20 protein-coding genes are annotated in these 24,627 nt (G+C 52.9%); 13 read left to right on the forward strand and 7 right to left on the reverse strand.

The features are described 5' to 3' along the window. The first annotated feature begins 19 nt into the window (after nt 1-19). From ACOXYR_RS10095 to benD, 4 genes are read left to right on the forward strand one after another with little or no spacing between them, the layout of a single operon-like run. On the forward strand, nt 20-1,414 hold the full coding sequence (locus tag ACOXYR_RS10095) for a Rieske 2Fe-2S domain-containing protein (protein WP_113856912.1): 1,395 nt from the start codon (nt 20-22) through the stop codon (nt 1,412-1,414). Then, complete coding sequence (benB, locus tag ACOXYR_RS10100) at nt 1,401-1,886, forward strand: benzoate 1,2-dioxygenase small subunit (protein WP_108474292.1); 486 nt, start codon at nt 1,401-1,403, stop codon at nt 1,884-1,886. The genes ACOXYR_RS10095 and benB overlap by 14 nt, the downstream gene beginning before the upstream one ends. Before the next feature lie 9 nt (nt 1,887-1,895). Beyond that, nucleotides 1,896-2,912: a benzoate 1,2-dioxygenase electron transfer component BenC gene (benC, locus tag ACOXYR_RS10105; protein WP_421356503.1), complete on the forward strand. Its 1,017-nt coding sequence runs from the start codon at nt 1,896-1,898 to the stop codon at nt 2,910-2,912. 9 nt (nt 2,913-2,921) lie between these two features. Then, nucleotides 2,922-3,695 (forward strand): benzoate diol dehydrogenase BenD, encoded by a 774-nt coding sequence (benD, locus tag ACOXYR_RS10110; protein WP_421356504.1) that lies wholly within the window; start codon nt 2,922-2,924, stop codon nt 3,693-3,695. On the opposite strand, the gene yddG is transcribed toward benD, so the two are convergent. Beyond that, a complete protein-coding gene (gene yddG / locus ACOXYR_RS10115; protein WP_421356505.1) occupies nt 3,692-4,570 on the reverse strand; it encodes an aromatic amino acid DMT transporter YddG in 879 nt (292 codons plus the stop codon). The two genes, benD and yddG, sit on opposite strands and share 4 nt — an antisense overlap. Nucleotides 4,571-4,791: 221 nt before the next feature. Between yddG and fdnG the strand changes: the two genes are divergently transcribed. From fdnG to fdnI, 3 genes are read left to right on the forward strand one after another with little or no spacing between them, the layout of a single operon-like run. Beyond that, nucleotides 4,792-7,839 carry a formate dehydrogenase-N subunit alpha gene (gene fdnG / locus ACOXYR_RS10120; protein ID WP_189623130.1) on the forward strand — a complete coding sequence of 1,016 codons (3,048 nt, stop codon included), beginning with the start codon at nt 4,792-4,794 and terminating at the stop codon, nt 7,837-7,839. Between the two features lie 10 nt (nt 7,840-7,849). Continuing rightward, nucleotides 7,850-8,737 (forward strand): formate dehydrogenase subunit beta, encoded by an 888-nt coding sequence (fdxH, locus tag ACOXYR_RS10125; protein WP_108474287.1) that lies wholly within the window; start codon nt 7,850-7,852, stop codon nt 8,735-8,737. After that, on the forward strand, nt 8,730-9,383 hold the full coding sequence (gene fdnI, locus ACOXYR_RS10130; protein ID WP_108474286.1) for a formate dehydrogenase-N subunit gamma: 654 nt from the start codon (nt 8,730-8,732) through the stop codon (nt 9,381-9,383). The genes fdxH and fdnI overlap by 8 nt, the downstream gene beginning before the upstream one ends. A 54-nt stretch (nt 9,384-9,437) precedes the next feature. On the opposite strand, the gene ACOXYR_RS10135 is transcribed toward fdnI, so the two are convergent. Together ACOXYR_RS10135 and ACOXYR_RS10140 are read right to left on the reverse strand one after the other, a co-directional pair. After that, nucleotides 9,438-9,761: a CcdB family protein gene (locus ACOXYR_RS10135; RefSeq protein WP_421356506.1), complete on the reverse strand. Its 324-nt coding sequence runs from the start codon at nt 9,759-9,761 to the stop codon at nt 9,438-9,440. Next, nucleotides 9,758-9,925 (reverse strand): type II toxin-antitoxin system CcdA family antitoxin, encoded by a 168-nt coding sequence (locus tag ACOXYR_RS10140; protein WP_421356507.1) that lies wholly within the window; start codon nt 9,923-9,925, stop codon nt 9,758-9,760. Before ACOXYR_RS10140 ends, ACOXYR_RS10135 begins: the two co-directional genes overlap by 4 nt. A 245-nt stretch (nt 9,926-10,170) precedes the next feature. Between ACOXYR_RS10140 and araJ the strand changes: the two genes are divergently transcribed. Further along, nucleotides 10,171-11,346, forward strand: coding sequence for an MFS transporter AraJ (araJ, locus tag ACOXYR_RS10145; protein ID WP_113856906.1), 1,176 nt, complete (start codon nt 10,171-10,173; stop codon nt 11,344-11,346). A 14-nt stretch (nt 11,347-11,360) separates the two neighbouring features. On the opposite strand, the gene adhP is transcribed toward araJ, so the two are convergent. From adhP to ACOXYR_RS10160, 3 genes are all read right to left on the reverse strand, one after another. Beyond that, on the reverse strand, nt 11,361-12,371 hold the full coding sequence (gene adhP / locus ACOXYR_RS10150) for an alcohol dehydrogenase AdhP (protein WP_108474282.1): 1,011 nt from the start codon (nt 12,369-12,371) through the stop codon (nt 11,361-11,363). A gap of 212 nt (nt 12,372-12,583) precedes the next feature. After that, complete coding sequence (locus ACOXYR_RS10155) at nt 12,584-14,296, reverse strand: ABC-F family ATP-binding cassette domain-containing protein (RefSeq protein WP_421356508.1); 1,713 nt, start codon at nt 14,294-14,296, stop codon at nt 12,584-12,586. Nucleotides 14,297-14,684: 388 nt separating this feature from the next. Then, nucleotides 14,685-16,379 (reverse strand): NAD-dependent malic enzyme, encoded by a 1,695-nt coding sequence (locus ACOXYR_RS10160; RefSeq protein ID WP_108474280.1) that lies wholly within the window; start codon nt 16,377-16,379, stop codon nt 14,685-14,687. 212 nt (nt 16,380-16,591) lie between these two features. Between ACOXYR_RS10160 and ACOXYR_RS10165 the strand changes: the two genes are divergently transcribed. The 3 genes from ACOXYR_RS10165 (at nt 16,592) to ACOXYR_RS10175 (ending at nt 19,257) form a co-directional block, all read left to right on the forward strand. After that, nucleotides 16,592-17,638, forward strand: coding sequence for an NAD(P)-dependent alcohol dehydrogenase (locus ACOXYR_RS10165; protein ID WP_421356509.1), 1,047 nt, complete (start codon nt 16,592-16,594; stop codon nt 17,636-17,638). 47 nt (nt 17,639-17,685) lie between these two features. Beyond that, complete coding sequence (locus ACOXYR_RS10170) at nt 17,686-18,117, forward strand: OsmC family protein (RefSeq protein ID WP_015964375.1); 432 nt, start codon at nt 17,686-17,688, stop codon at nt 18,115-18,117. 174 nt (nt 18,118-18,291) lie between these two features. Then, nucleotides 18,292-19,257, forward strand: coding sequence for a TauD/TfdA dioxygenase family protein (locus tag ACOXYR_RS10175; protein WP_421356510.1), 966 nt, complete (start codon nt 18,292-18,294; stop codon nt 19,255-19,257). A 33-nt stretch (nt 19,258-19,290) separates the two neighbouring features. Here ACOXYR_RS10175 and ACOXYR_RS10180 read toward each other — a convergent pair whose 3' ends face one another. Then, nucleotides 19,291-20,424: an alpha/beta hydrolase gene (locus tag ACOXYR_RS10180; protein ID WP_421356511.1), complete on the reverse strand. Its 1,134-nt coding sequence runs from the start codon at nt 20,422-20,424 to the stop codon at nt 19,291-19,293. A gap of 269 nt (nt 20,425-20,693) precedes the next feature. On the opposite strand from ACOXYR_RS10180, the gene ACOXYR_RS10185 reads away from it, so the two are divergent. Then, entirely contained in the window at nt 20,694-22,076 is a 1,383-nt protein-coding gene (locus ACOXYR_RS10185) for a diguanylate cyclase (protein ID WP_113856901.1), read from the forward strand. Further along, nucleotides 22,070-24,511 carry an oxygen-sensing cyclic-di-GMP phosphodiesterase DosP gene (gene dosP, locus ACOXYR_RS10190; protein ID WP_421356512.1) on the forward strand — a complete coding sequence of 814 codons (2,442 nt, stop codon included), beginning with the start codon at nt 22,070-22,072 and terminating at the stop codon, nt 24,509-24,511. Before ACOXYR_RS10185 ends, dosP begins: the two co-directional genes overlap by 7 nt. Nucleotides 24,512-24,627 lie beyond the last annotated feature (116 nt).

Here is a 24,627-nt window from a genome sequence, read left to right on the forward strand (position 1 = left end):
AATTACGGGAGAAACCGTTATGCAAAAAACGCTGACATCGCTAAAAAATAAAATCAGCAATGCATTGATTGTCGATCGCGAAAATCATATTTATCGCTGCCATCGTTCGATATTTACCGACCCGGCTTTGTTCGATTTTGAAATGAAACATATCTTTGAAGGTAACTGGGTTTTTCTGGCGCATGAAAGCCAGATCCCGGAACCGGGTGATTATTACACCTTAACACTGGGTCGCCAGCCGGTGATTATTACCCGCGATAAGAAAAATGAGCTGCACGCCATGATCAACAGCTGCGCTCACCGTGGTGCGATGCTGTGTCGCCGTAAAACAGGTAATAAGAGCTCATTTACCTGTCCGTTCCACGGCTGGACCTTCAGCAATAACGGCAAGCTGCTGAAAGCAAAAGATGAGAGTACCGGCGGCTATCCGGAGACGTTCAAACATGAAGGTTCGCACGACCTGAAAAAGCTACCGCGTTTTGAGTCGTATCGCGGGTTCCTGTTTGGCAGCCTGAGTGATGATGTACAGCCGCTGGCCGATTACCTGGGCGAAACGCTGAAAATAATCGATCTGATTGTTGATCAGGCGCCGGAAGGTCTGGAAGTCCTGAAAGGCTCTTCCAGCTATGTGTACGAAGGTAACTGGAAACTCGGTGCCGAAAACGGCGCCGACGGTTATCACGTGAGTGTCGTGCACTGGAACTATGCCTCTACCATGTCACGCCGAAACTACGAAGCGGAAGGTACGCACGCGGTGGATGCGAACGGTTGGTCGAAAAGCGTGGGCGGGGGTTACGGCTTTGAAAACGGCCACATGCTGCTGTGGACGCGGGCGCTGAACCCGGAGGTGCGGCCGGTCTATGCACATTACGATCGTCTTAAAGCCGAATTCGGCGACAACCGCGCCGGGCAGATGGTCAATGAGACGCGCAACCTGTGTATATATCCGAACGTCTATTTGATGGATCAGTTCTCCACGCAGATCCGCGTGATTCGGCCCATCTCCGTCGATAAAACAGAAGTCACCATCTGGTGTTTCGGCCCGAAAGGCGAACCGGATCAGGCGCGTGCGCTGCGTATTCGGCAGTACGAAGATTTCTTCAATGTCAGCGGCATGGGCACACCGGACGACCTCGAAGAGTTCAGCGCCTGTCAGCGTGGCTATCTGGGCGAAAATCTGGCCTGGAGCGACCTCAGTCGCGGTGCGCTGCACTGGGTCGATGGCCCCGATGAGCATGCCAATGAGGCCGGTTTTACCCCCCTTTTAAGCGGTGTGAAATCGGAAGATGAAGCGCTGTACATCGCCCATCACCATCACTGGCAGACGGTGATGCTGGCCGCGCTGGAGAAAGAACAGCAGCGTTTTGATGCGTCAATTACCCAGCGTGTGGAGGTGGCCGATGCTGACGTGTGATCAGGTAAAACAATTTTTGTATCACGAGGCCAGGCTGCTGGACGACCGTCAGTGGGATGAGTGGATCGCATGCTACAGCCCAAAAGTGGTCTACTGGATGCCCGCCTGGGGCGATGATGACAAGCTGACCACCGATCCGCAGCGTGAAATTTCGCTGATTTACTATCCGAACCGCGAGGGGCTGGAAGACAGGGTTTACCGCATTAAAACGGAGCGTTCGGGGGCCAGCACGCCTGAGCCGCGCACCACTCATATGATCAGTAATATCGAAATCACCGGGCAGAGTGAACAGGGCGTGGAGGTGCGCTACAACTGGGTGACCTACAGCCACCGTTATCAACAGACGGATTGCTACTTTGGCACCACGTTCTGCACGCTGATTGAGGGGGAAGGTCTGCCGCAAATCGTGCGTAAAACGATCCGTCTGAACAACGACTACATTCGCCAGGTCATTGATGTTTACCATGTTTAAGAGGTGCTTATGAGCTATACCATCGCGCTCAATTTTGAAGACGGCGTCACCCGGTTTATTCAATGCAACGCCGGAGAGAAGGTGCTCGACGCTGCGTATCGCCAGAAAGTTAATCTGCCGATGGATTGTTCCGACGGTGTGTGCGGCACCTGTAAGTGTCACTGCCCAAGCGGTAACTATTCGCTGGGCGAGGATTATCTGGAAGAGGCGCTGGATGAAGACGAAGCGCAGGCGCGTCAGGTGCTGACCTGCCAGATGATCCCGGACAGCGATTGCGTGCTCGATGTGCCCGTCGCGGCGGCAGCCTGCAAAACGGGTATCTCCTCGTTTAATGCCACGGTGAAACGCGTGACGGCGCTGTCGGATAGCGCCATTGAACTGGTGGTGGAAACCGACGAAAACCTGAACTTCCTGCCTGGCCAGTACATCAATATTCAGGTGCCGGGTACGCCGCAGGTGCGTGCGTATTCCTTTAGCTCACTACCGGGCAGCAACGAAGGCCGTTTCCTGATTCGTAACGTGCCGGGCGGCCTGATGAGCCAGTGGTTAAGCCATAAAGCGGTGGTGGGGGCACCACTGAGCCTGACCGGGCCGATGGGCAGTTTTTATCTGCGTGACGGCGAGCGCCCGCTGCTGATGCTGGCGGGCGGCACCGGGCTGGCGCCGATGCTGGCGATGCTGCATACCCTGGCGCAGCAGAAAAGTGCGCGCGACATTACCTTGCTTTACGGCGTAAACGGCGACAACGACCTGGTGCTGGGCGAGTTGCTGGAGAGTTTCGCCGCGCAGTTGCCGGGATTTAGCTGGCTGCCGGTGGTGGCTGATAGTGAAAGCACCTGCCCGCAGAAGGGCTACGTGACGGAACACTTTACCAGCACGATGCTCAACGAAGGCGATGTTGATATTTACCTCTGCGGGCCGCCGCCGATGGTGAACGCCGTCACCTCTACGTTGCAGGCGCTGGGCGTTAATCCGGCAGGATTCTGGTATGAGAAATTTATCGCCAGCCAGAGCGCGGCGGCATAAGGAGCAATCATGCGATTTAGTCATAAAGTGATGGCGATTACCGGCGCGGCGCAGGGTATTGGCCGCCGTACGGCGGAGCTGGCGGCAGAACAGGGCGCGGCGCTGCTGCTTATCGACCGTTCGCAATATGTTCACGAACTGGCGGCAGAATTGTCTGCTGCCGGGCACCACGTGCTGGCGCTGGAAGCGGATCTTGAACAGTGGGAAAGCACGGAACAGGTATTTGCCGCAGGCGTTGCGCACTTTGGCCGGATTGATGTGCTGGTTAACAATGTTGGCGGCACCATTTGGGCACGACCGTTTGCCGAGTATCAACCCGCGCAAATTGAAGCAGAAGTGCGCCGCTCGCTTTTCCCGACGCTGTGGGGCTGTCGCGCGGTGCTGCCGACTATGCTGGCGCAGGGCAAAGGCAGTATCGTCAATATCTCTTCGGTGGCGACCGGCGGCGTGAATCGCGTGCCTTATTCGGCTGCGAAAGGCGGCGTCAATGCCCTGACGCGCTCAATTGCGATGGAGTATAGCGAGGCAGGCATTCGTATTAATGCCGTTGCGCCCGGCGGAACGGAAGCCCCGGCGCGGCTGACGCCGCGTAACACGGAGCAGCCGAGCGAGCAGGAGAAAGTGTGGTATCAGCAGGTGGTGGATCAAACGGTGCAGAGTAGTTTACTGCACCGTTACGGCACGCTGGATGAACAGGCGCATGCCATTCTGTTCCTCGCCAGCGATGAAGCCAGCTACATCACCGGCGTGGTATTGCCCGTTGCTGGTGGCGACCTCGGTTAACGCCGGGTAGCATACCAGCAGAGCAGGGAGCCTGCGCAGACCATGCAGGCCCCTTGCCAGAACGCCCATGAGAGCGATTCACTCAGTAACAATGCCGCCAGCGCAGCGGAAAGCACCGGCGTCAGATACGAGGCCGTCGCCAGCAGGCTGACGTTACCGTGCAGGATCCCGACGTTCCACGCCGCATAGCCAAAGCCAAGCGCGATGGCGCACATGCCAAGCTTAATCACCACTGGCAGGCTGAAGGACATTTCAGGCTGCGCGCTGAACAAAAATTTTAACCACAGCGTAGCGGCAGTCAGCAGAATGAAGAGCGTGATGCCATTTTTTCCTTTGGCGTATTTCGCTGTCAACGTGCAGTAAGCTGCCCAGATGAACGCCCCGGTAAAGGCGAGAATATAGCTTAGCGGGCTGGAAATAACGTTGCTGATAATTTCATCAATATTTAGCCCACGATCGCCGCCCAGCACCCGACTGACACCTAATAGTGATAATCCCAGGCCGGGAATAATGAATAAGTTACTTTTCTGTCCGTTAAAAATAATGGCGAAGAGAATCGTCAGGCTTGGCCACAAATAATTGACCATCCCCACTTCGATCGCCTGTTGACGCGTACCGGCAAACCCAAGCGACAGCGCCAGGCATATTTCATAGCTGACAAACAGCACGCTGCCCGCCAGCAGATAACGGCGCGAAAACTGACGGAGATCGGGAAAGCCGACGGTAAACATCAACAGCAAACCGCTCAGGGTATAGATCATGGCCGCGCCGCCAACCGGGCCAAGGCCTTCGCTGACGCCGCGAATGAGCCCGACCATCGTACTCCATAACAGAATGGCTAGCAGGCCAATCAGCGTTGCTTTCTTTTTATCCATGACAAAATGAGATGCTTAAATTGAGCAAACCTCGTTTATAGCACTTTTTACAGGTTGACGGACAATAATTTCCGAAGAACGTACTCCCAAAGAGTTAATGAAAATCAATGACCCTGACTATTAAGGGGGCAGATCTATTTGAGTTTGATTTGACGCAAAAAACGCAGGGGTATAGCTGTTAATTTGCCTGCCTACGTTACATTCCAATAACGAGGAAAGCAATGGACGTCAGCCGCAGGAAATTTTTTAAAATCTGCGCGGGCGGTATGGCGGGTACAACGGCAGCGGCGCTGGGCTTTATGCCTAAAATGGCGCTGGCTCAGGCACGTAATTTCAAACTGCTGAAAGCCAAAGAAGTCCGTAATACCTGTACTTACTGCTCTGTGGGTTGTGGGCTATTAATGTATAGCCTGGGCGATGGGGCGAAAAATACCCGCGAAGCCATTTATCACATTGAAGGCGACCCGGATCATCCGGTCAGCCGCGGGGCGTTATGCCCGAAAGGGGCGGGCCTGCTGGATTACATCCACAGTGAAAACCGCCTGCGTTACCCGGAATACCGTGCGCCAGGCTCCAATAAATGGCAGCGCATCAGCTGGAACGAAGCGTTTGAACGCATTGCGAAGCTGATGAAAGCGGACCGCGACGCCAACTTTATCGAGAAAAACGATCAGGGCGTGGCCGTAAACCGTTGGCTGTCAACCGGGATGCTCTGCGCATCAGCGGCAAGTAATGAGACCGGTATGCTGACGCAGAAGTTTGTGCGTTCTCTCGGCATGCTGGCGGTGGACAACCAGGCGCGCGTCTGACACGGACCAACGGTAGCAAGTCTTGCTCCAACATTTGGTCGCGGTGCGATGACCAACCACTGGGTTGATATCAAAAACGCCAACGTTGTGATGGTGATGGGCGGCAACGCCGCTGAAGCGCATCCGGTGGGTTTCCGCTGGGCGATGGAAGCCAAAAACAATAACGATGCGACGCTTATCGTCGTCGATCCACGCTTTACGCGTACCGCTTCTGTAGCGGATATCTACGCGCCAATTCGTTCCGGTACGGACATTACGTTCCTGTCTGGCGTACTGCTGTATCTGATCGAAAACAACAAAATTAACGCCGAATACGTTAAAAGCTACACCAACGCCAGCCTGCTGGTGCGGGATGATTTTGGCTTCGAAGACGGCCTGTTCAGTGGCTACGACGAAAGCAAACGCCAATATGATAAAACGTCGTGGAACTATCAGTTCGATGAAAACGGCTACGCCAAACGCGATGAGACGTTAACGCATCCTCGCTGCGTATGGAATCTGCTTAAACATCACGTTTCTCGCTATACGCCGGATGTGGTGGAAAACATCTGCGGCACGCCGAAAGCGGACTTCCTGAAAGTGTGTGAAGTTCTGGCTTCAACCAGTGCGGCTGACCGGACGACCACGTTCCTGTATGCGCTGGGCTGGACGCAGCACACCGTCGGTGCGCAGAACATTCGTACTATGGCGATGATTCAGTTGCTGCTCGGCAATATGGGGATGGCTGGCGGCGGCGTGAATGCCCTGCGCGGTCACTCCAACATTCAGGGCTTAACGGATCTGGGGCTGCTCTCCACGAGTCTGCCGGGTTATTTGACGCTGCCGTCGGATAAACAGACCGACCTGCAAACGTACCTGACGGCGAACACGCCGAAAGCCACGCGCGCAGATCAGGTGAACTACTGGGGCAACTATCCGAAGTTCTACGTCAGCCTGATGAAAGCGTTCTACGGCGATGCGGCGCAAAAAGAAAACGGTTGGGGCTTCGACTGGTTGCCAAAATGGGATCAGGCCTACGACGTTATCAAGTATTTCAACATGATGGACCACGGCAAAGTGAATGGCTATATCTGCCAGGGCTTTAACCCGGTCGCCAGCTTCCCGGACAAAAACAAAACCGTCCGCGCGCTGAGCAAATTGAAATACATGGTGGTTATCGATCCGTTAGTCACCGAAACCTCGACGTTCTGGCAGAACCACGGCGAATCAAACGATGTCGATCCGTCAACGATTCAGACCGAAGTCTTCCGTCTGCCGTCAACCTGCTTTGCTGAAGAGGATGGTTCTATTGCCAACTCTGGCCGCTGGCTGCAATGGCACTGGAAAGGCGCAGAGCCACCGGGAGAAGCGCTGAATGACGGCGAAATTCTGGCCGGTATTTATCATCGCCTGCGTGAGATGTATCGCTCAGAAGGCGGGAAAGGCGCTGAACCGCTGCTGAAAATGAGCTGGAACTATAAGCAGCCGGATCGTCCGGAATCGGAAGAAGTGGCGAAAGAGAACAACGGCTATGCGCTGGAAGATCTCTATGACGCAAACGGTGTGCTGGTGGCGAAAAAAGGCCAGTTGCTCAACAGCTTCGCGCTGCTGCGCGACGATGGTTCGACGGCATCGTCCTGCTGGATTTACACCGGTAGCTGGACGGAGCAGGGTAACCAGATGGCGAATCGCGATAACGCTGACCCGTCAGGCCTGGGGAACACCCTCGGCTGGGCCTGGGCGTGGCCGCTTAACCGCCGTGTGCTGTACAACCGTGCATCTGCCGATCCGCAGGGTAAACCGTGGGATCCGAAACGGATGCTGATTAAATGGAATGGCGCGAAATGGGTCGGGAACGATATTCCGGACTTCAACACCGCAGCACCAGGTAGCGATACCGGGCCGTTTATCATGCAGCCGGAAGGGATGGGGCGTCTGTTCGCTATCGATAAGCTGGCGGAAGGCCCGTTCCCGGAGCATTACGAGCCAATGGAAACGCCGTTGGGCACCAACCCGCTGCACCCGAACGTGATTTCGAGCCCGGTGGTTCGACTGTACGAAGACGATGCGTTGCGGATGGGTAAAAAAGATAAATTCCCCTATGTGGGGACGACTTATCGCCTGACCGAGCATTTCCACACCTGGACCAAACATGCGCGCCTGAACGCCATTGCCCAGCCGGAACAGTTTGTTGAAATCAGCGAAAATCTGGCGAAAGCGAAGGGGATTGCCAACGGCGATCGTGTGACCGTCAGCAGCAAGCGTGGCTTTATTCGCGCCGTTGCGGTGGTGACGCGTCGTCTGCAAACTCTGAACGTTCATGGGCAACAGGTGGAAACGATCGGGATCCCGCTGCACTGGGGTTACGAAGGTGTGGCCCGCAAAGGCTATATCGCTAACACCCTGACGCCTAATGTCGGCGATTCAAACTCGCAAACGCCGGAATATAAGGCGTTTCTGGTGAACATCGAGAAGGCTTAAGGAGCGAACGATGGATATGCAATCTCAGGATATTATCAAACGCTCTGCCACGAACCCGATTACACCCGCGCCACGTGCGCGGGATTATAAAGAGGAAGTGGCGAAGCTGATTGATGTCTCCTCCTGCGTGGGCTGCAAAGCCTGCCAGGTGGCGTGCTCAGAGTGGAATGATATCCGCGATGATGTGGGCCACTGCGTGGGCGTGTACGATAATCCGGCTGATTTAAGCGCCAAATCCTGGACGGTAATGCGCTTTAGCGAGACCGAACAGAACGGCAAACTGGAGTGGCTGATTCGTAAAGATGGCTGCATGCACTGTGAAGATCCGGGCTGCCTGAAGGCGTGCCCGTCTGCCGGGGCAATCATCCAGTACGCGAACGGGATCGTCGACTTCCAGCAGGATAACTGCATTGGCTGCGGCTACTGCATCGCCGGGTGTCCGTTTAATATTCCGCGCCTCAATAAAGAGGATAACCGGGTATACAAATGCACCCTGTGCGTGGACCGCGTCAGCGTAGGCCAGGAGCCGGCTTGTGTGAAAACCTGTCCGACCGGGGCGATTCATTTCGGCACCAAGAAAGAGATGCTGGATGTGGCGCAGGAACGTGTCGATAAGCTTAAAGCGCGCGGCTACGCCAATGCAGGCATCTATAACCCGCAGGGCGTGGGCGGGACGCACGTGATGTATGTTCTACATCATGCGGATCAGCCGGAGCTGTATCATAAGCTACCGAAAGATCCGAGCATCGATACCAGCATCAACCTGTGGAAAGGGGCGCTGAAGCCGCTCTCCGCCGCCGGGTTCATCGCTACCTTCGCCGGGCTGATTTATCACTACATCGGTATTGGCCCGAATAAAGAAGTGGATGACGACGAAGAGGATGACAGCCATGAGTAAGTCGAAAATGATTGTGCGCACCAAATTTATTGACCGCGCCTGTCACTGGACGGTGGTGATTGCCTTCTTCCTGGTCGCGTTGTCGGGGATTTCATTCTTCTTCCCGACGCTGCAGTGGCTTACCGAAACGTTCGGTACACCGCAAATGGGGCGTATTCTGCACCCGTTCTTCGGTGTTCTGATCTTCGTGCTACTGATGCTGATGTTCTTCCGCTTTGTGCATCACAACATTCCGGACAAAGAAGATATTCCCTGGGTGAAAGGGATTGTTGAAGTTCTGAAGGGTAATGAGCACAAAGTCGCGCGCGTTGGCAAATATAACGCCGGTCAGAAGATGATGTTCTGGACCATCATGAGCATGATTTTTGTGTTGCTGGTGACCGGGATTATTATCTGGCGTCCCTACTTTGCGCACTATTTCCCGATTCAGGTCGTGCGCTACAGCCTGCTGTTGCACGCGACCTCAGCCATTATTTTGATTCATGCCATCCTAATCCATATGTATATGGCGTTCTGGGTGAAAGGATCGATTAAGGGCATGATTGAAGGGAAGGTGAGCCGCCGTTGGGCGAAGAAACATCACCCTCGCTGGTATCGTGATGTCGAACGTATGGAAGCAAAAAAAGAGACTAACGAAGGGCTGTAAGGGCCTGACGTGAATACGCTCCCCCGTGCTGCAAGGTGCGGGGGATTTTTGCATTCAGGTGTTGGTGATAAGCGAGTCGATGGCGTGGATAACGTCGTTACGGGCGGCGCGCAGGTTGCAGATGTAGTCAGTCGGGGCGATTTTTCTGACATCAATATTGGTCAGCAGCGGCGCGAAAAGTTGGTAGGTTTCAAAATCGATATTCACTTTTGGCGCGATAGCCTGTTGCCAGAGGGGAACCAATTTATTATTCATCAAAGGCATAATAACTCTCCGGGAAAGATCGTTGTAACAATCATTTTGAACAATGATGTAATACGGCCACATTTTATTGGTTTCCCTAATGGGATTACGATATACATCAAATTGCTCTGTCATTGTAACTCCGTAAATATTTCGTCACAGGTAAAGGCACCATGCTTTTCGATCAATTGATTCATCGCTTGCATAAACTCTTTATCGTGCTGCCGCTTCTCGTCAGCTTTGCCGTGATGAGGGTAGTCCTCGCATTGTTGCGTTTTTTTCGTCGCTGAAATTTTCATTTGCCTCTCCTTTTCGTTAATGCGCTGATTATCGTTTCCTCCCTTTAAAAGGCAAGCGCCTTTCATTGTGAGTTTATTAATTTGCGTATCCGCTTCCACAAAATAGCAACACGTTACATTTACATCGGTATATTAATTCTCAAACTGAATATATGGACAATCGCGTCAGCGAGGATTTTGCGCTGGTTTGCCCCGGATGAATGTTCAATAATGTCTGCCGCAAATATTTAACAAGTGGTAGTGGTATGAAAAAAACGGTTTTTTCGTTAGCGCTTGGTACTTTTGGCCTGGGAATGGCAGAGTTCGGCATTATGGGCGTGCTGACGGATCTGGCGCGGGATACGCAGATTTCGATTCCTTCTGCCGGGCACATGATCTCGTTCTACGCCTTCGGCGTGGTGATTGGCGCACCAATTATTGCGCTGTTCTCCAGTCGCTTTTCGCTCAAGCATATTCTGCTGTTTCTGGCCGCGTTATGCGTACTGGGCAACGCGATTTTTACCTTTTCGTCGTCGTACACCATGCTGGCCATCGGCAGGCTGGTCTCCGGTTTTCCGCATGGCGCTTTTTTTGGTGTTGGGGCGATCATTTTGTCGAAAATCGCGCCGCCGGGTAAGGTCACGATGGCGGTTGCCGGAATGGTCTCTGGTATGACTGTCGCGAATTTATTGGGCATTCCGGTTGGTACCTGGCTCGGCCACGCCTTTAGTTGGCGCTATACGTTTCTGCTGATTGCCGCGTTTGATGTCATTGTTATCGCCTCGATTCTCTTTTGGGTGCCCGATCTGTTTGATAAATCCAACGCGCGCCTTGGCGAGCAGTTCCGTTTCCTGAAAGCGCCTGAGCCATGGTTGATCTTTCTGGCGACCCTGTTTGGCAACGCGGGCGTTTTCGCCTGGTTTAGTTATATCAAACCCTACATGCTGTACGTCACTGGTTTTACCGAAACCTTTATGACCTTCATCATGATGTTCGTGGGGCTTGGAATGGTATTGGGAAATATCATCAGCGGAAAACTCTCGGCACGCTATAGTCCTCTGCGCATTGCGGCCACCACCGATGCGATTATTGTGCTTTCGTTGGTGATGCTGTTCCTGTTTGCCGATGTGAAAGGTGCGGCACTGGGGATGGCGTTTATTTGCTGTGCGGGGTTGTTTGCGCTTTCTGCGCCGTTGCAGATTCTGCTGCTGCAAAACGCGAAGGGCGGGGAGATGTTGGGTGCCGCGGGTGGGCAAATGGCCTTTAACCTTGGTAGCGCAGTGGGAGCTTATTGCGGTGGCATGATGCTGACGCTGGGCTTTGCCTACAACTATGTGGCTATACCCGCGGCGTTACTTTCGTTTTCGGCGATGTCGGCCTTATTGGCGTATGGCTATATTAAAAATCGTCGTCACCCGAGGGTTATCGCTCCCTCTGCGTAGAGGGAGCGTTCAGCTTACTTACGGAAATCAATCACCATACGGCCACGGATTTGGCCTTGTTCCATCTCTTTAAAGATAGCGTTGATATCTTTCAGCGGGCGAGAGGTGACCTTCGGTACCACTTTACCTTCCGCAGCAAACTGGAAGGCTTCAGCCAGATCCTGACGCGTACCCACAAGTGAGCCCACCACCTGAATACCGTCCAGCACCAGGCGTGGAATGTCCAGACTCATCGCTTCCGGCGGCAGACCAACAGCCACCACGCGGCCACCGGCACGAACGGCGTCAACCGCAGAGTTGAACGCTGCTTTGGCAACGGCGGTAACGACGGCGGCATGCGCACCACCGGTTTTTTCCTGCACCAGTTTTGCGGCATCCGGGCTGCGGGAGTTAATGATTAAGTCTGCGCCCATGCTTTCAGCCAGTTTCAGCTGTTCGTCATTGACGTCAAGCGCGATGACTTTGGCGTTAAAGACGTTTTTCGCATATTGCAGCGCCAGGTTGCCCAGACCACCCAGACCATAGATTGCGATCCACTGGCCCGGTTTGATACCGGAAATTTTTACGGCTTTATAGGTCGTGACGCCCGCACAGGTAATACTGCTGGCCGCGGCGGATTCCAGACCGTCAGGCACTTTGACAGAGTAATCGGCGGTGACGATGCACTCTTCCGCCATACCGCCATCTGCGGTGTAACCGGCGTTAACCACTTCACGACACAGCGTTTCGTTGCCGCTGTTACAGTATTCACAGTGTCCACATCCCTGGAAGAACCACGCAACGCTCGCGCGGTCGCCGGGTTTCAGCGACGTCACACCCGGGCCGACTTCTTTCACAATTCCGATACCTTCATGGCCCAGAATAACACCGGTTTTGTCGCCAAAATCGCCATTTTTTACATGGAGATCCGTATGACAAACGCCGCAGCATTCCATCTTAAGAAGCGCTTCACCATGTTTCAGCGGGCGCAGGGTGCGTTCGGTGACATCAACCTGATGATCTTTTGTAACGACAGCAGCCTTCATGTATTTCTCCTTTTATGATGAATATCTGCAGAGCAATCATGTGATTACTCCATTAGGATTAATGTTTTTCTGCTTCAGATGCAATAGCTCAGACATCTAATGTAATAATTCTTATTAAGAATTGGATGATCATAACAAAATATTCCTTTAACTCCCCTAATGAGTATTTGACCCGGAGAGGATGGCCTGGCAGGGGGCTGCCAGGCATGTGGTTACAGTTTAGATTGAATTAACGCAATTTCCTGACGCCAGGCCTGCTGTCTCTGTGGTTTCTGATGTTTTGCCTTCCGGGCGAGATCGTCGGCTAACCACGATTCCAGCGCAATAAGACGTTCCAGCAGCGCGTCGGCATCATCTGCCTGAGATTGCTCTGTGGCAGGTGGCGTGCTTAAAGCCACCGCTGAGCTGTTCTTTTCACTGATTCGCGCAAACATCTCATCGGCATCATGCCATTCGCTGAGGCAACCATCATCGATCAGCCAGAAGCGATTACAGCTGGCGGTCATCAGTTGTCTGTCATGACTGACCAGGAGTACGCCGCCTTCAAAATGCTGTAGTGTTTCCGCCAGCGCAATTTTTCCCTCCATATCCAGATGGTTCGTCGGTTCATCAAGCATTAACAGGTTGTAACGGGCCAGGGTAAGCCCGACGAACAGCAGTCTTGAACGCTCGCCGCCGCTAAGGGTATGCACGTGCTGCCCATGGCGCTGCCACGGAAAACCCGCCCGTAGTAACGCTTTTTTGCGTGTTTCCGGATCCGGCGCAAAGGTTTCAAGCGCGTCAAACAGCGTGGCGTTATCGGGCAACTGTTGCAGTGTCTGATCGTAATAACCTGGCTTTGCGCGTGGGTGCAGCCTGAGCGTATCGTCAATACCGCCCGATAAAGCCTGTTGCCAGATCACCCGCAGCAGAGACGATTTACCGCAGCCGTTATGGCCGACGAGCGCAACCCTGTCACCGCTTTTCAGACGCGCGGTGGGTATATGGAATAGCGGTGGTAATCCCGCATCTGGGCAAATCGACAGATTCTCCATTTCCAGCAGGCGATTCGCCGCAAGCGCATCACCCTGTAAGGTTAACGTCCAGGGGTTGCCGTCTGTGATGGCCGTCTGGTTTTCTTTTAGCCGGGCCACCTGTTTTTCCATCTGCTTCGCTTTTTGCGCCAGCCCCTCGTTATCGTAGACCCGGCCCCACGTCGCCAGCCGTTTAGCGCTTGCGGTGACCCGTTCTATCTCCTTTTGTTCTGCTTTATGTCGCAGGGCGTCGCTTTCGTCTTTTGCTGCCAGGGCAAACCGGGCCTGGCTACAGGGAAGGGCAAAGCTATGCAGCGTTTTATCACGCAAAATCCAGCTGCCATTGGTGACGGTATCGAGCAACTGTCGGTCATGTGACACGAGGATGAAACTCCCCGTCCAGTGCAACAGGAAATGTTCCAGCCACAGCAGCGTCGGAAGATCGAGATGGTTACTGGGTTCATCCAGTAGCAGTAAATCGGGTTGATGAATTAACGCACGCGCCAGCATCAGACGCGTATGTTGCCCGCCGCTTAGCGAGGCGCTGGTCAGTGCGGTTTCATGTTCACTAAAGCCCATCTCCGCCAGTAAGCTTTCGCCACGCCAGCGTTCTGCAGCGCGATCGTGGGCCGGGAGCTCAGCAAGGACTGCATCCAGCAGTGACAGGGGATAAAGTGCATCAGGAAGATGTTGCTCAATACGCGCTACCAGGCAGCGCCTGGCGATTGCGACGTTGCCAGAGGCGGGTTGTGTTGTGCCATCCAGCACTTTAAGCAGTGTGCTTTTGCCGCAGCCATTATCGCCCAGCAGGCCAATACGATCGCCCTGTTTGAGGGTAAAGGAGAGTCCGTCGAAAAGCGTGCCAAACGCCGTATCAACACGTAAAGATTGTGCAGTCAGTAATGTACTCATGGTTGCTTACTCAAGAATTACAGGCGCAAAAACGCCTCGTCAAACATCGCTGACGATAACCTGGTAAGCCCGAGGGAAGGGATTGGGGTGAGAGTCTTCGCTCAAGCCTCCGTTATCGCAGCACGATATCGGTAACGCTTGAGCTGGTGCGATCACCAAGGGTATGTGAAACATTAAAGATTTCACAGTACAGCATAATTAGCCTCCTTTTATTATCAGTATGAATGGGTGAAGGCAGTGTAGCGGGGATTATTACGTTTTGCCAACTGGCTGGTGGCGAAACAATCATTAGTTACAACATACTCTTTTATTTTTTGAATTGCTGAACATGAAAGACCGTGCATATTTAGGGTCAGGCAGGAAAGGTGGGCCGAAGCCCACCTCAGGATTAGATGGATGTCCGGCGGTAGCTACGATATTCCGGCAGCCAGAAGTTTTCGTTGATCGCCTGCTGGAGCGCGTCGGCAGACGTTTTCACTGCAACGCCTTGCTGCTGAGCCATTTTCCCGACCGCAAAAGCGATATCTCGTGATACCTGATGAATGTCTTTCAGTTCCGGTAGCACCAGCCCTTCACCGGTGTTGGCCAGCGGGGAATGCTTCGCCAGCGTTTCGCTGGCGGACATTAGCATTTCATCGGTAATACGCGTTGCGCCAGAGGCGATCACACCAAGCCCAATCCCCGGGAAAATATAGGAGTTATTACACTGGGCAATCGGGTAAACCTTATCCTTCCACACGACCGGGCTGAACGGACTGCCGGTGGCGACCAGGGCGTTACCTTCGGTCCAGGCGATAATATCCTGCGGCGTGGCTTCCACGCGCGAGGTCGGGTTGGAGAGTGGCATCACAATCGGGCGCGGGCAGTGTTTGTGCATTTCACGGATAATCTCTTCCGTAAAGAGCCCCGTTTGCCCGGAAACGCCAATCAGAATATCGGGTTTAACATTACGCACAACGTCCAGCAATGACAGGACTTCGTTATCCGTATCCCAGTTTTGCAGGCTGCTGCGTTTCTGCACCAGTTTGGTCTGGAAGGAGAGCAGGTTTGGCATCTGATCGGTCAATAGGCCAAAGCGGTCAACCATGAACACGCGCGCACGCGCCTGATCTTCACTGAGACCTTCACGCTGAAGTTGAGCGATGATTTGTTCGGCGATACCACAACCGGCAGAGCCTGCTCCCAGGAAGACAATTTTCTGATCGCTAAGCTGGCTTCCCGCCGCACGGCTGGCGGCAATCAGTGTGCCGACGGTGACCGCCGCAGTACCCTGAATATCGTCGTTAAAGGAGCAAATTTCATCACGATAGCGGTTGAGCAGCGGCATTGCGTTTTTCTGCGCGAAATCTTCGAACTGTAGCAACACGTTTGGCCAACGCTGTTTCACGGCCTGAATAAAATCATCGACAAATTGATAATAATCGTCGTCGGTGATGCGCGGGTTACGCCAGCCCATGTACAACGGATCGTTCAGCAATTGTTGATTGTTGGTACCGACATCCAGCACCACCGGAAGGGTATATGCCGGGCTGATACCGCCACAGGCGGTATAGAGCGACAGTTTACCAATGGGAATGCCCATCCCGCCGATACCCTGGTCGCCGAGGCCAAGAATGCGCTCGCCGTCGGTGACCACAATCACTTTAATGTTGTGGTTTGGGACGTTCTGCAGAATGTCATCCATGTTGTGACGATTCTGATAGGAGATAAATACCCCGCGTGAGCGACGATAAATCTCGGAGAATCGCTCGCAGGCCGCGCCAACCGTTGGGGTATAAATGACCGGCATCATTTCATCGAGATGGTTTTCCACCAGGCGATAGAAGAGCGTTTCATTGGTGTCCTGAATGTTGCGCAGGTAGATGTGTTTATCGATCTCCGTTTTGAACCCCTGATACTGGATCCAGGCGCGCTCGGCCTGTTCTTCAATCGTTTCGACCACTTCAGGCAGCAGACCGAGCAGGTTGAAATTGCTGCGTTCTTCTTTGCTGAAGGCACTGCCTTTATTCAGCAACGGGAACTCCAACAGCACCGGGCCGGCGTACGGGATATACAGAGAACGGTTGGTTTTACCTTGTGACATCGTATTACTCCATCGTCATCACGCCAGTCCACGGGAAGTCTGGCAGAAACTGCAGTGCCGGGGATTATAAAGCAACTGTTAACTATCGTGGGGCAAAATTGCCCGGAAGTTGACAGCAGGTTGACGCTTCGTGCGGTCGGTTCGCGTTCTGCTGAGATTCAACTAAGCTGAAACGTGTCTGTGAGATTGATCACTCATTGTGAGGTAAGACGATGAAAGTATTAGGTTATGCTGCTCAGAACCCCGCCGCGCCGCTGGCGCCCTTTACCTTTGACCGACGCGAACCCAGGCCCGACGATGTGGTGATCGATATTCTTTACTGTGGCGTGTGCCACTCTGACCTTCATCAAGCGCGGGACGACTGGGGATTTAGCCGTTACCCGATTGTTCCTGGCCACGAAATTGTCGGTCGCGTCGTGGCAGTTGGTGACAGTGTCACGAAATTTAAACCCGGAGATCTGGCGGCGATTGGCTGTATGGTGGATTCCTGTCGAGTTTGTCATCCGTGTAAACAGGGGCTGGAGCAGTATTGCGAAGAAGGCAATATTCAGACTTATAACGGCATCGACCGCCACGATGGTTCGCTCACTATGGGCGGTTACTCACAAACGATTGTTGCCAGTGAAGATTTTGTCCTGCACCTGCCGGAAAATATTGACCTGAAAGGCGCTGCGCCATTGTTATGCGCCGGGATCACCACCTGGTCGCCGTTGCGTCGCTGGAACATCAATGAGCACAGCAAAGTCGCGGTAATAGGCCTTGGCGGTTTGGGACATATGGCGCTGAAGCTTGCCAATGCGCTGGGAGCCGAGGTGACGCTCTTTACCCGTTCTGCCGGAAAAGAGGTGGATGCGCGGCGACTGGGGGCTCATCATGTGGTGCTGTCTACTGATGACGCTCAGATGAAAGAGGTTCAAAACCAGTTCGATTTGATCATCGATACCGTTCCCTATACCCATGATATTAATGCCTACGTTCCCACATTAACGTTGGACGGCACTCTGGTCTTCGTCGGCCTGTTGGGCAATATTGCTGATTTCTATACGGTTCCGCTGATTCTTGGGCGTCGTTCTGTCGCAGGTTCCTGTATTGGCGGTATCGCAGAAACGCAGGAGATGCTCGATTTTTGTGCTCAGCACGGTATCACCGCCGATGTCGAAGTGATCACCATAGACACCATCAATGAAGCGTTCGAGCGCATGCTCAAAAGCGATGTGAAATACCGCTTTGTTATCGATATGGCGTCGTTAACGCACTGAAAAGATGTACTACACTTATTAGTTCCGCAAGCAAAAAGGAGTGATATATGACGATTCATAAGAAAGGTCAGGCGCACTGGGAAGGCGATCTCAAGCGTGGTAAAGGCACTGTCTCAACCGAGAGCGGCGTACTCGACCAACAACCTTACGGCTTCAATACGCGTTTTGAAGGCGCGAAGGGGACAAACCCCGAAGAACTGATTGCCGCCGCGCATTCGGCCTGTTTCTCTATGGCGCTTTCCTTAATGCTGACTGAGGCCGGACATGCCCCGACCTCGATTGATACCGTTGCCGATGTTTCGCTGGACAAAGTGGATGGCGGTTTCGCTATCACTAAGGTTGCCCTGCAAAGCAAGATTGTCTTGCCGGGGATCGATAGCGCGAAATTCGATGAAATCATTCAAAAAGCCAAAGCAGGCTGCCCGGTTTCCCAGGTGTTAAAAGCAGAAATTACATTAGATTATCAACTGGATAACTAGTGCGTATAGGGCAGCTTTCATGCTGCCCATCTCCTTTTGTGACAACGTCACGTCTAATGCGATAATTTTCTTATCTTATTCAACCTGTCTTCATATCGTTAGCCTGAGATGGCATTTGCCATGCACCGGTTTCCCTTTAGAGTGAAATTCCTGCTGACTCTTAAGGAAAAAACGATGGCGACAGAATTCTCTCTTACCGACACTGAATTTCCTTTACTCAATCTGCGGCGCGTGGCCGGGCACATTGGTGCTGAAGTGCGTGATATTGCACTCTCAGCCGAGCTCGACGACGCAACATTTGAACAACTGAATGCCGCCCTGGTGAAACATAAGGTGCTCTTTTTCCGGCAACAGCAGCATCTTACCGATGAAGCGCATCAGGCCTTTGGCGCGCGCTTTGGTCGTGTAGTGCCGCACCCCACGGTACCCTCGCCGACAGGGACTCAGCTTTTTGAACTGGATGCTTCAAAAGGCGGCGGGCGGGCGGATTCCTGGCATACGGATGTCACCTTCGTTGATGCTTTCCCAAAAATTTCTATTTTGCGCGGCGTGACGATCCCTGCGTACGGTGGCGATACCGTATGGGCGAATACGGCGCGGGCCTATGAGCAACTGCCGGATGAACTTAAGCGGTTTGTAGGATCGCTGCGTGCGGTGCACAGCAATGACTATGACTACGGCGCCGAGCGGGTGGTGGTCGAATCAACACGCCTGAATCATCACAAAAATGTATTTGTTTCATCCGTATGGGAAGCTGAGCACCCCGTGGTGCATATACATCCGGAGAGCGGTGAGAAGTGCCTGCTACTTGGCCATTTCTTAAAACGCCTGGTGGGTTTCAGCAGCCGTGAGTCCGCCAGCCTGTTTGAGCTGCTACAAAATCGGGTAATTCGTCTTGAAAATACCGTTCGCTGGCAGTGGCAGCAGGATGACGTGGTTATCTGGGATAACCGAAGCACGCAACATTACGCGGTGAACGATTACGGCAGCCAACCGCGCGTGGTGCGTCGCGTGACGGTTGAAGGAGAGACGGCGGTGGGGGTGGATGGTGCACGCAGCAGAACGCTTTCGCGGGGCCAAACCGATCCGCGACAGGATGCGGCAAACACAGATTCACGTTCGAAAAACGCGGCGTCTTAAGAGGTGTTGGCAGGGAGCGATCCCTGCCTGAGTTTATTTTGCCGTCGCACTCAATATGAACGGAACGGAATCGCGCAGGGACGGGTTTACTGTTCCGCTGTGGTCAAGTCCTTCATAAAGACGAACCTCTGTTTGCGTACCGGCGCGTTGCACTGCGTCAGCGAAACGTTGCTGCATTGCGGTGGGCACGTTGATGTCATTGCTGCCAATCCCGATAAAGACTGGATGGGAAATCTTGAGCGTAGGATAAAGCATACTGCCGATACTGCTGCTTAGCAGTGTCTCAACCGCTGGTTTTAGCGTGTTGGCGGCATTGAGTTTCGCGTCCATCGTCTGCTGCGTGAGCGGATTGATGCAGAGTTTCTGGGCTTTTTCCAGATATGGCAAGGCGTTATCCTGGAAATAGTCGGTTGCGTTAAGTTTGCCGTTAATGTCGGCAGCAGAAAGATAAATATAGAAAATATACGGTATTTTGGGATCACCCTTTGCAGACATTGCGCCATTTACCGGGGGCAAAATATCAGCGGCGGTGGTGTTCTTGTCAAAATAAGGGGTGCCCGTCAGAACCGTCGCGCGAATATTGAGCTCTGGCGCATACTGCGGCTGGTAACCTGCCGTCGAGAACGCGGCGTGCGCCCCCTGAGATTGCCCCACAAGAATGAGCTCATTACGCAGCGGATAGGTTTTCAATGCCGCCCGTACGCCATCCAGAATACTCCAGGCCTCTCCACGCGCATTGAGATAGTGATGTAAGCCAGCCGAACCCAGACCGGCATAATCTGGCGCAACCACGGCGTACCCGAGCGAAAGCCAGGTATTCAGATACTGTTTATCCCGATCGGTACGCACGTTTAGTGAAGGCGCGCAGTCATTGGCGACACCCACGGTGCCGTGCGCCCAGACGACCACAGGCCAACCGCCTTCGGGGGTTTTGCCATAGGGCAGGAAGACCGCGGCGGTATCTTCCCGCGACGATTTCCCATCAACGCCGCTGACAGAGGCGTAGTGAATCAAATATTGCTCTGCAGCTTCGTTAAGACCCTTTTCTTTTGCCAGCACAGGCGTTTTTTCAACGGTATCAGCAGCAAGTGCTGAAACGGGTAACAGCGCCATGAAAAAAAGTGCGGAAGTCGTTGTCAGAATGCGTTTTGAATTGAGGGAGTGCATGGTTCGATTCCTTATCTACGATGCCCCCAGTGTAGTGTAGTCGGGGTGAACAGGAATCAAACCACGGTCGTTAATCAGAAAAGCCTGATTTATTTTGTAATACAAAAGGATTTCGCGCAGATAAGCGAAATGTCTTAGCTGGAATGCGCTTCGTAAACACGGCTCTTAAGAAAAAAGACCACCTGCCATAAATTGAGCTTAACTTAAGATTATTCTTTAGGAGGCTGGCAGTCTGGCTAACACGCATTTTCACTCAAAGGTCGTAAATCATGGAAACATATCTGCAAAAAATGAAGGATGAGTGGGCACAACTCATCACTGATACCGATCCGCAGGTGCGTCTTATCGCTTCCGAAATTGCAAGAGAGCATGCAAAAGCACTGAGCCAGGAATTTTATAGCGTTGTACTTTCTGATTCCCAGGCAGCGGAATTTTTGACTAATGATCAGGTTGAAAGGCAGCTCAAAAGCGCATTGGAGCAGTGGATAATCGATGTTTTTTCATGCCCGATAGACGGTGTCGATCAGCAGATTCAGGTTCAGCAGCGCGTGGCGGATGTGCATGCCCGCATTGGCATTCCCGTTGATCTCGTTGAGATGGGCTTTCGGGTGTTGAAAAAGCTGTTATTCCCGGTGATTGGCACCACGGAGCATTCTGCCGATCTCAAATTAGGCATCTATCATTTTGCGGTTAATAGCATCGATCTTGCGATGGAAGTGATGTCCCGTGCCTTTATTTTTAGTGAAAACAGTGCAGCGAAAGAAGATGAGAATTATCGCATCTTTTCTTTGATGGAAAACGTTGAGGAGGAGAAGGAGCGACAAGTCGCGTCCTTGCTGAGCTGGGAAATGGATCTCATCTACAAAGTCATGCTTGACGCCGGGCCAGGCAACAGTCTGCCGTTGGGGCAGTCGGATTTTGGCCTGTGGTTTAATCATAAAGGTCGCCACTATTTCAGCGGTATCGCTGAAGCGGGGCATATATCACGGCTGATTATTGAATTTGATGATGCGTTCCGCGCGATTCGTCACGCGCCCCAGGGGATGAGTACACGCCAGCAACGGGTGAATTTCATCCTGCAAACCCGCAATACGCTTTCGCAAATTGTCACGCTACTCCGCGAACTGTTCGAAGAGGTCTCGCGCCATGAGGTGGGCATGGATGTGTTGACGCGTTTACTCAACCGGCGTTTCTTACCGACCATTTTTAAACGTGAAATTGCCCATGCAGGGCGTGCAGGAACGCCAATGTCGATTCTCTTGATCGACGTCGATAAATTCAAACAGATCAATGATACGTGGGGGCACAATACCGGCGATGACGTTTTGCGAAAAGTCGCGGGTGCGTTTTACGAGCACGTCCGTACCAGCGATTTTGTGTTCCGTTATGGGGGGGATGAATTTTTGATTCTTCTCACCGAAGCCAACGAGGCAGATACCCTGCGTATTGCCGAGCGGGTGCGTTCACGCGTGGAAAAAATCAAAGTCTCTGCACCCAATGGTGAAAATATCCCACTGTCACTCTCCATTGGTGCGGCGATGTTCAGCGGGCATCCTGATTATGAACGCCTTATCCAGCTTGCCGATGAAGCGTTATATGGCGCTAAACGCAGAGGCCGCAACTGCGTTGAAATGTGGAAAGCATCATGCTAAGCCACTTTCGGCAGTATCTGCCCTGGTGGAATATCGCTGACTCCCTTGATTCCCACCGCGGGGATATTCTTTTTTCTGCACTTGAACAAAATATCATGGGATCGGTGCTTATTGATGCTGACGATACCATCATGTTTTTCAACCGTGCGGCGGAGCAGTTATGGGGATATCGCCGCGAAGAAGTATTGGGGCGAAATGTCTCTTTGTTAATTCCTCATTCGCTGCGTGCAGCCCACCCAGGTTACATTCAGCACCATCGCGAAGGCGCGCAATCCCGAGTCGTGGGAATGAGTCGCGAGCTGCAGCTTGAAAGGAAAGATGGCAGTAAAATCTGGACCCGTTTCGCACTCTCGCGCGTCGATATTTCCGGAAAAATTTGCTACCTCGCGCTGGTTCGTGATGCCACGCGTGAAATGGCGCAAAAAGAGCAAACACGATTATTGCTACTGGCGGTAGATCACATCACCAAACCCGTGATTGTCCTGGATAATCAGCGTCGAATTGTGCAAGGCAATCAGGCTTTTACCGAAATGTCAGGCATGGCGATTGGCGACGTGGTTGGACAACGCCTGGAGCATGTTCTGCGGCTTCCCGAAGATTTACCTGAGCATCGGGAGCGCATCCAGCGATTGCTGGCTAAAAGCCATCGTGACCATGCCGAATTCATGCTGCTGGCTTGCGCAGGCACGTCCGTCTGGTTTAAGGCGACGATTAATCCTGTCTTTAATGAGCAGGCTGAGTTGCAGAATCTGGTAATGACCTTCACGGATGTCACCGAAGATCGCAAGATTCGTGAGCTGGAGCGAACATTATTGACGGCCATATCGCGTAATCCGTCTTTTCAGGATATGGGCGATCTTCTCTGTCGCAGCATAGAAGCGGTCTTTCCCGGTTCCCATGTTGAACTTACGCTTTCAGATGAGGGAATTTGGGCCACTACGCCAGATACCATAGGCAGACAGACCGCGATTCGACGCATTGTCTCGATTCGTCGTCGCGACGGCACTAAAGCGGGCACATTGTCTATCCGCACGCTGGCGGGGCGGGAAAGCCGTGCTTTTATCGATCGCGTTGCTGATATCAGCCAGCACCTGGCTTCTGTGGCAATCGAACAGGAGCACAGCCGCCGACAGATAGCGCAACTGATGCAGTTTGATCCTCTCACGGGTCTACCGAACCGCGGTCAGCTTCAGGATTATCTCGATCAGCGCCTTGCAGGCGCTCATACTGCCGCGCCGGTTATTTTCCTGATGACGGTGGACCATTTCCAGGATGTGATTGATGCTCATGGCTATGCCACGGCAGACCAGGTGTTACTCACAGTCGCCAATCGGCTGCGGGATACATTACGTCCCGGGCAGTATTTATGCAAAACGGAAGGCCCGCAGTTTGTGCTTATTGACGACGAGAATGATGTCAGCAATTTGTCACGCGTTTCGGAGGATCTGGAAAACAGCGTTCACGAACCTTTCATCCTGGAGCAGCACACTTTCTCACCAACCCTGAGTATTGGCATCAGTTACGAAGCCGGTAAAAATCTCGACTGGCTTCTCTCGACTGCGAGCAGCGCAATGGAGCATATCCGGCGATCGGGTGGCAATGGCTGGCAGTTCTTTAGCCCCGAGCTGAATCGGGCAGTGACCGAACGCATGTTGCTGGGTGCGGCGTTGAAACGGGCAGTCAGTGACCATCGTCTCCGGTTGGTCTATCAGCCACAAATCAATGTTGATACCGGCGAGTTATACGGTTTAGAAGCGCTGGCCCGCTGGCGGGATCCCGAACACGGCGACGTTCCACCCTCCCGGTTTATCACACTGGCGGAAGAGGTTGGCGAAATTGAGAACATTGGGCGTTGGGTCATACGCGAAGCGTGTCGGCAATTGGCGCAGTGGCGTTCTCAGGCGTTTAGGGTGCCTGCACTTTCGGTTAATTTGTCCGCGCTGCATTTTCACAGCAGCCAGCTTTTCAGTCAGGTTGCCGCGGCGATGGAAGAGTTTTCTATTCCCGGCAACCAACTTACGCTGGAAATCACCGAAAGTATGATGATGGATCCTGACGAAGCCCTGTTACAACGTATTAAAATGCTACGAGACGCAGGCGTCGGTTTATCGATTGACGATTTTGGCACCGGATTTTCGGGTCTCTCACGTCTGGTCATGCTTCCTGTAACAGAAATTAAAATAGATAAAAGCTTTGTCGATGGGTGTTTAATGGATACACGCAGCCGCTCATTACTGGAAGTGATCACCCGTATTGGACAAAGTTTTAATATGATGGTGGTGGCTGAAGGCGTTGAAACAGAGGAACAACTGCAATTATTACGCGCGATTGGCTGCCCGGTAGTGCAAGGTTACTATTTTTCAAGACCATTAAGCCCTGAGGATATTCCGAGATGGTATCAATCAGATTATCAACGAATTATTGATAATTTGTGATAGGGAACGATTTTGTTAAAAAAATAAAATAACTCCGGGCCTTGCTTCTTAAATGCTGACTATACTAAAACTCTATTTCAGATGAGTAAGCCGCTGACCCGGTAAGCGTTTAACCC

This window comes from Pseudocitrobacter faecalis (genome assembly GCF_965231525.1).
Taxonomy (GTDB): Bacteria; Pseudomonadota; Gammaproteobacteria; order Enterobacterales; family Enterobacteriaceae; genus Pseudocitrobacter; species Pseudocitrobacter faecalis.

Excerpts from the sequence above, each read along its gene's own strand:
- ACOXYR_RS10180 (WP_421356511.1), bottom strand. The coding sequence starts at position 20,424 with ATGCACTCCCTCAATTCAAAACGCATTCTGACAACGACTTCCGCACTT.
- yddG (WP_421356505.1), bottom strand. The coding sequence starts at position 4,570 with ATGGATAAAAAGAAAGCAACGCTGATTGGCCTGCTAGCCATTCTGTTA.
- ACOXYR_RS10155 (WP_421356508.1), bottom strand. The coding sequence starts at position 14,296 with ATGAGTACATTACTGACTGCACAATCTTTACGTGTTGATACGGCGTTT.
- benD (WP_421356504.1), top strand. The coding sequence starts at position 2,922 with ATGCGATTTAGTCATAAAGTGATGGCGATTACCGGCGCGGCGCAGGGT.
- ACOXYR_RS10140 (WP_421356507.1), bottom strand. The coding sequence starts at position 9,925 with ATGAAAATTTCAGCGACGAAAAAAACGCAACAATGCGAGGACTACCCT.
- benC (WP_421356503.1), top strand. The coding sequence starts at position 1,896 with ATGAGCTATACCATCGCGCTCAATTTTGAAGACGGCGTCACCCGGTTT.
- ACOXYR_RS10185 (WP_113856901.1), top strand. The coding sequence starts at position 20,694 with ATGGAAACATATCTGCAAAAAATGAAGGATGAGTGGGCACAACTCATC.
- benB (WP_108474292.1), top strand. The coding sequence starts at position 1,401 with ATGCTGACGTGTGATCAGGTAAAACAATTTTTGTATCACGAGGCCAGG.
- araJ (WP_113856906.1), top strand. The coding sequence starts at position 10,171 with ATGAAAAAAACGGTTTTTTCGTTAGCGCTTGGTACTTTTGGCCTGGGA.
- fdnI (WP_108474286.1), top strand. The coding sequence starts at position 8,730 with ATGAGTAAGTCGAAAATGATTGTGCGCACCAAATTTATTGACCGCGCC.
- ACOXYR_RS10160 (WP_108474280.1), bottom strand. The coding sequence starts at position 16,379 with ATGTCACAAGGTAAAACCAACCGTTCTCTGTATATCCCGTACGCCGGC.
- ACOXYR_RS10095 (WP_113856912.1), top strand. The coding sequence starts at position 20 with ATGCAAAAAACGCTGACATCGCTAAAAAATAAAATCAGCAATGCATTG.
- ACOXYR_RS10135 (WP_421356506.1), bottom strand. The coding sequence starts at position 9,761 with ATGACAGAGCAATTTGATGTATATCGTAATCCCATTAGGGAAACCAAT.
- fdxH (WP_108474287.1), top strand. The coding sequence starts at position 7,850 with ATGGATATGCAATCTCAGGATATTATCAAACGCTCTGCCACGAACCCG.
- ACOXYR_RS10175 (WP_421356510.1), top strand. The coding sequence starts at position 18,292 with ATGGCGACAGAATTCTCTCTTACCGACACTGAATTTCCTTTACTCAAT.
- adhP (WP_108474282.1), bottom strand. The coding sequence starts at position 12,371 with ATGAAGGCTGCTGTCGTTACAAAAGATCATCAGGTTGATGTCACCGAA.
- ACOXYR_RS10170 (WP_015964375.1), top strand. The coding sequence starts at position 17,686 with ATGACGATTCATAAGAAAGGTCAGGCGCACTGGGAAGGCGATCTCAAG.
- ACOXYR_RS10165 (WP_421356509.1), top strand. The coding sequence starts at position 16,592 with ATGAAAGTATTAGGTTATGCTGCTCAGAACCCCGCCGCGCCGCTGGCG.
- dosP (WP_421356512.1), top strand. The coding sequence starts at position 22,070 with ATGCTAAGCCACTTTCGGCAGTATCTGCCCTGGTGGAATATCGCTGAC.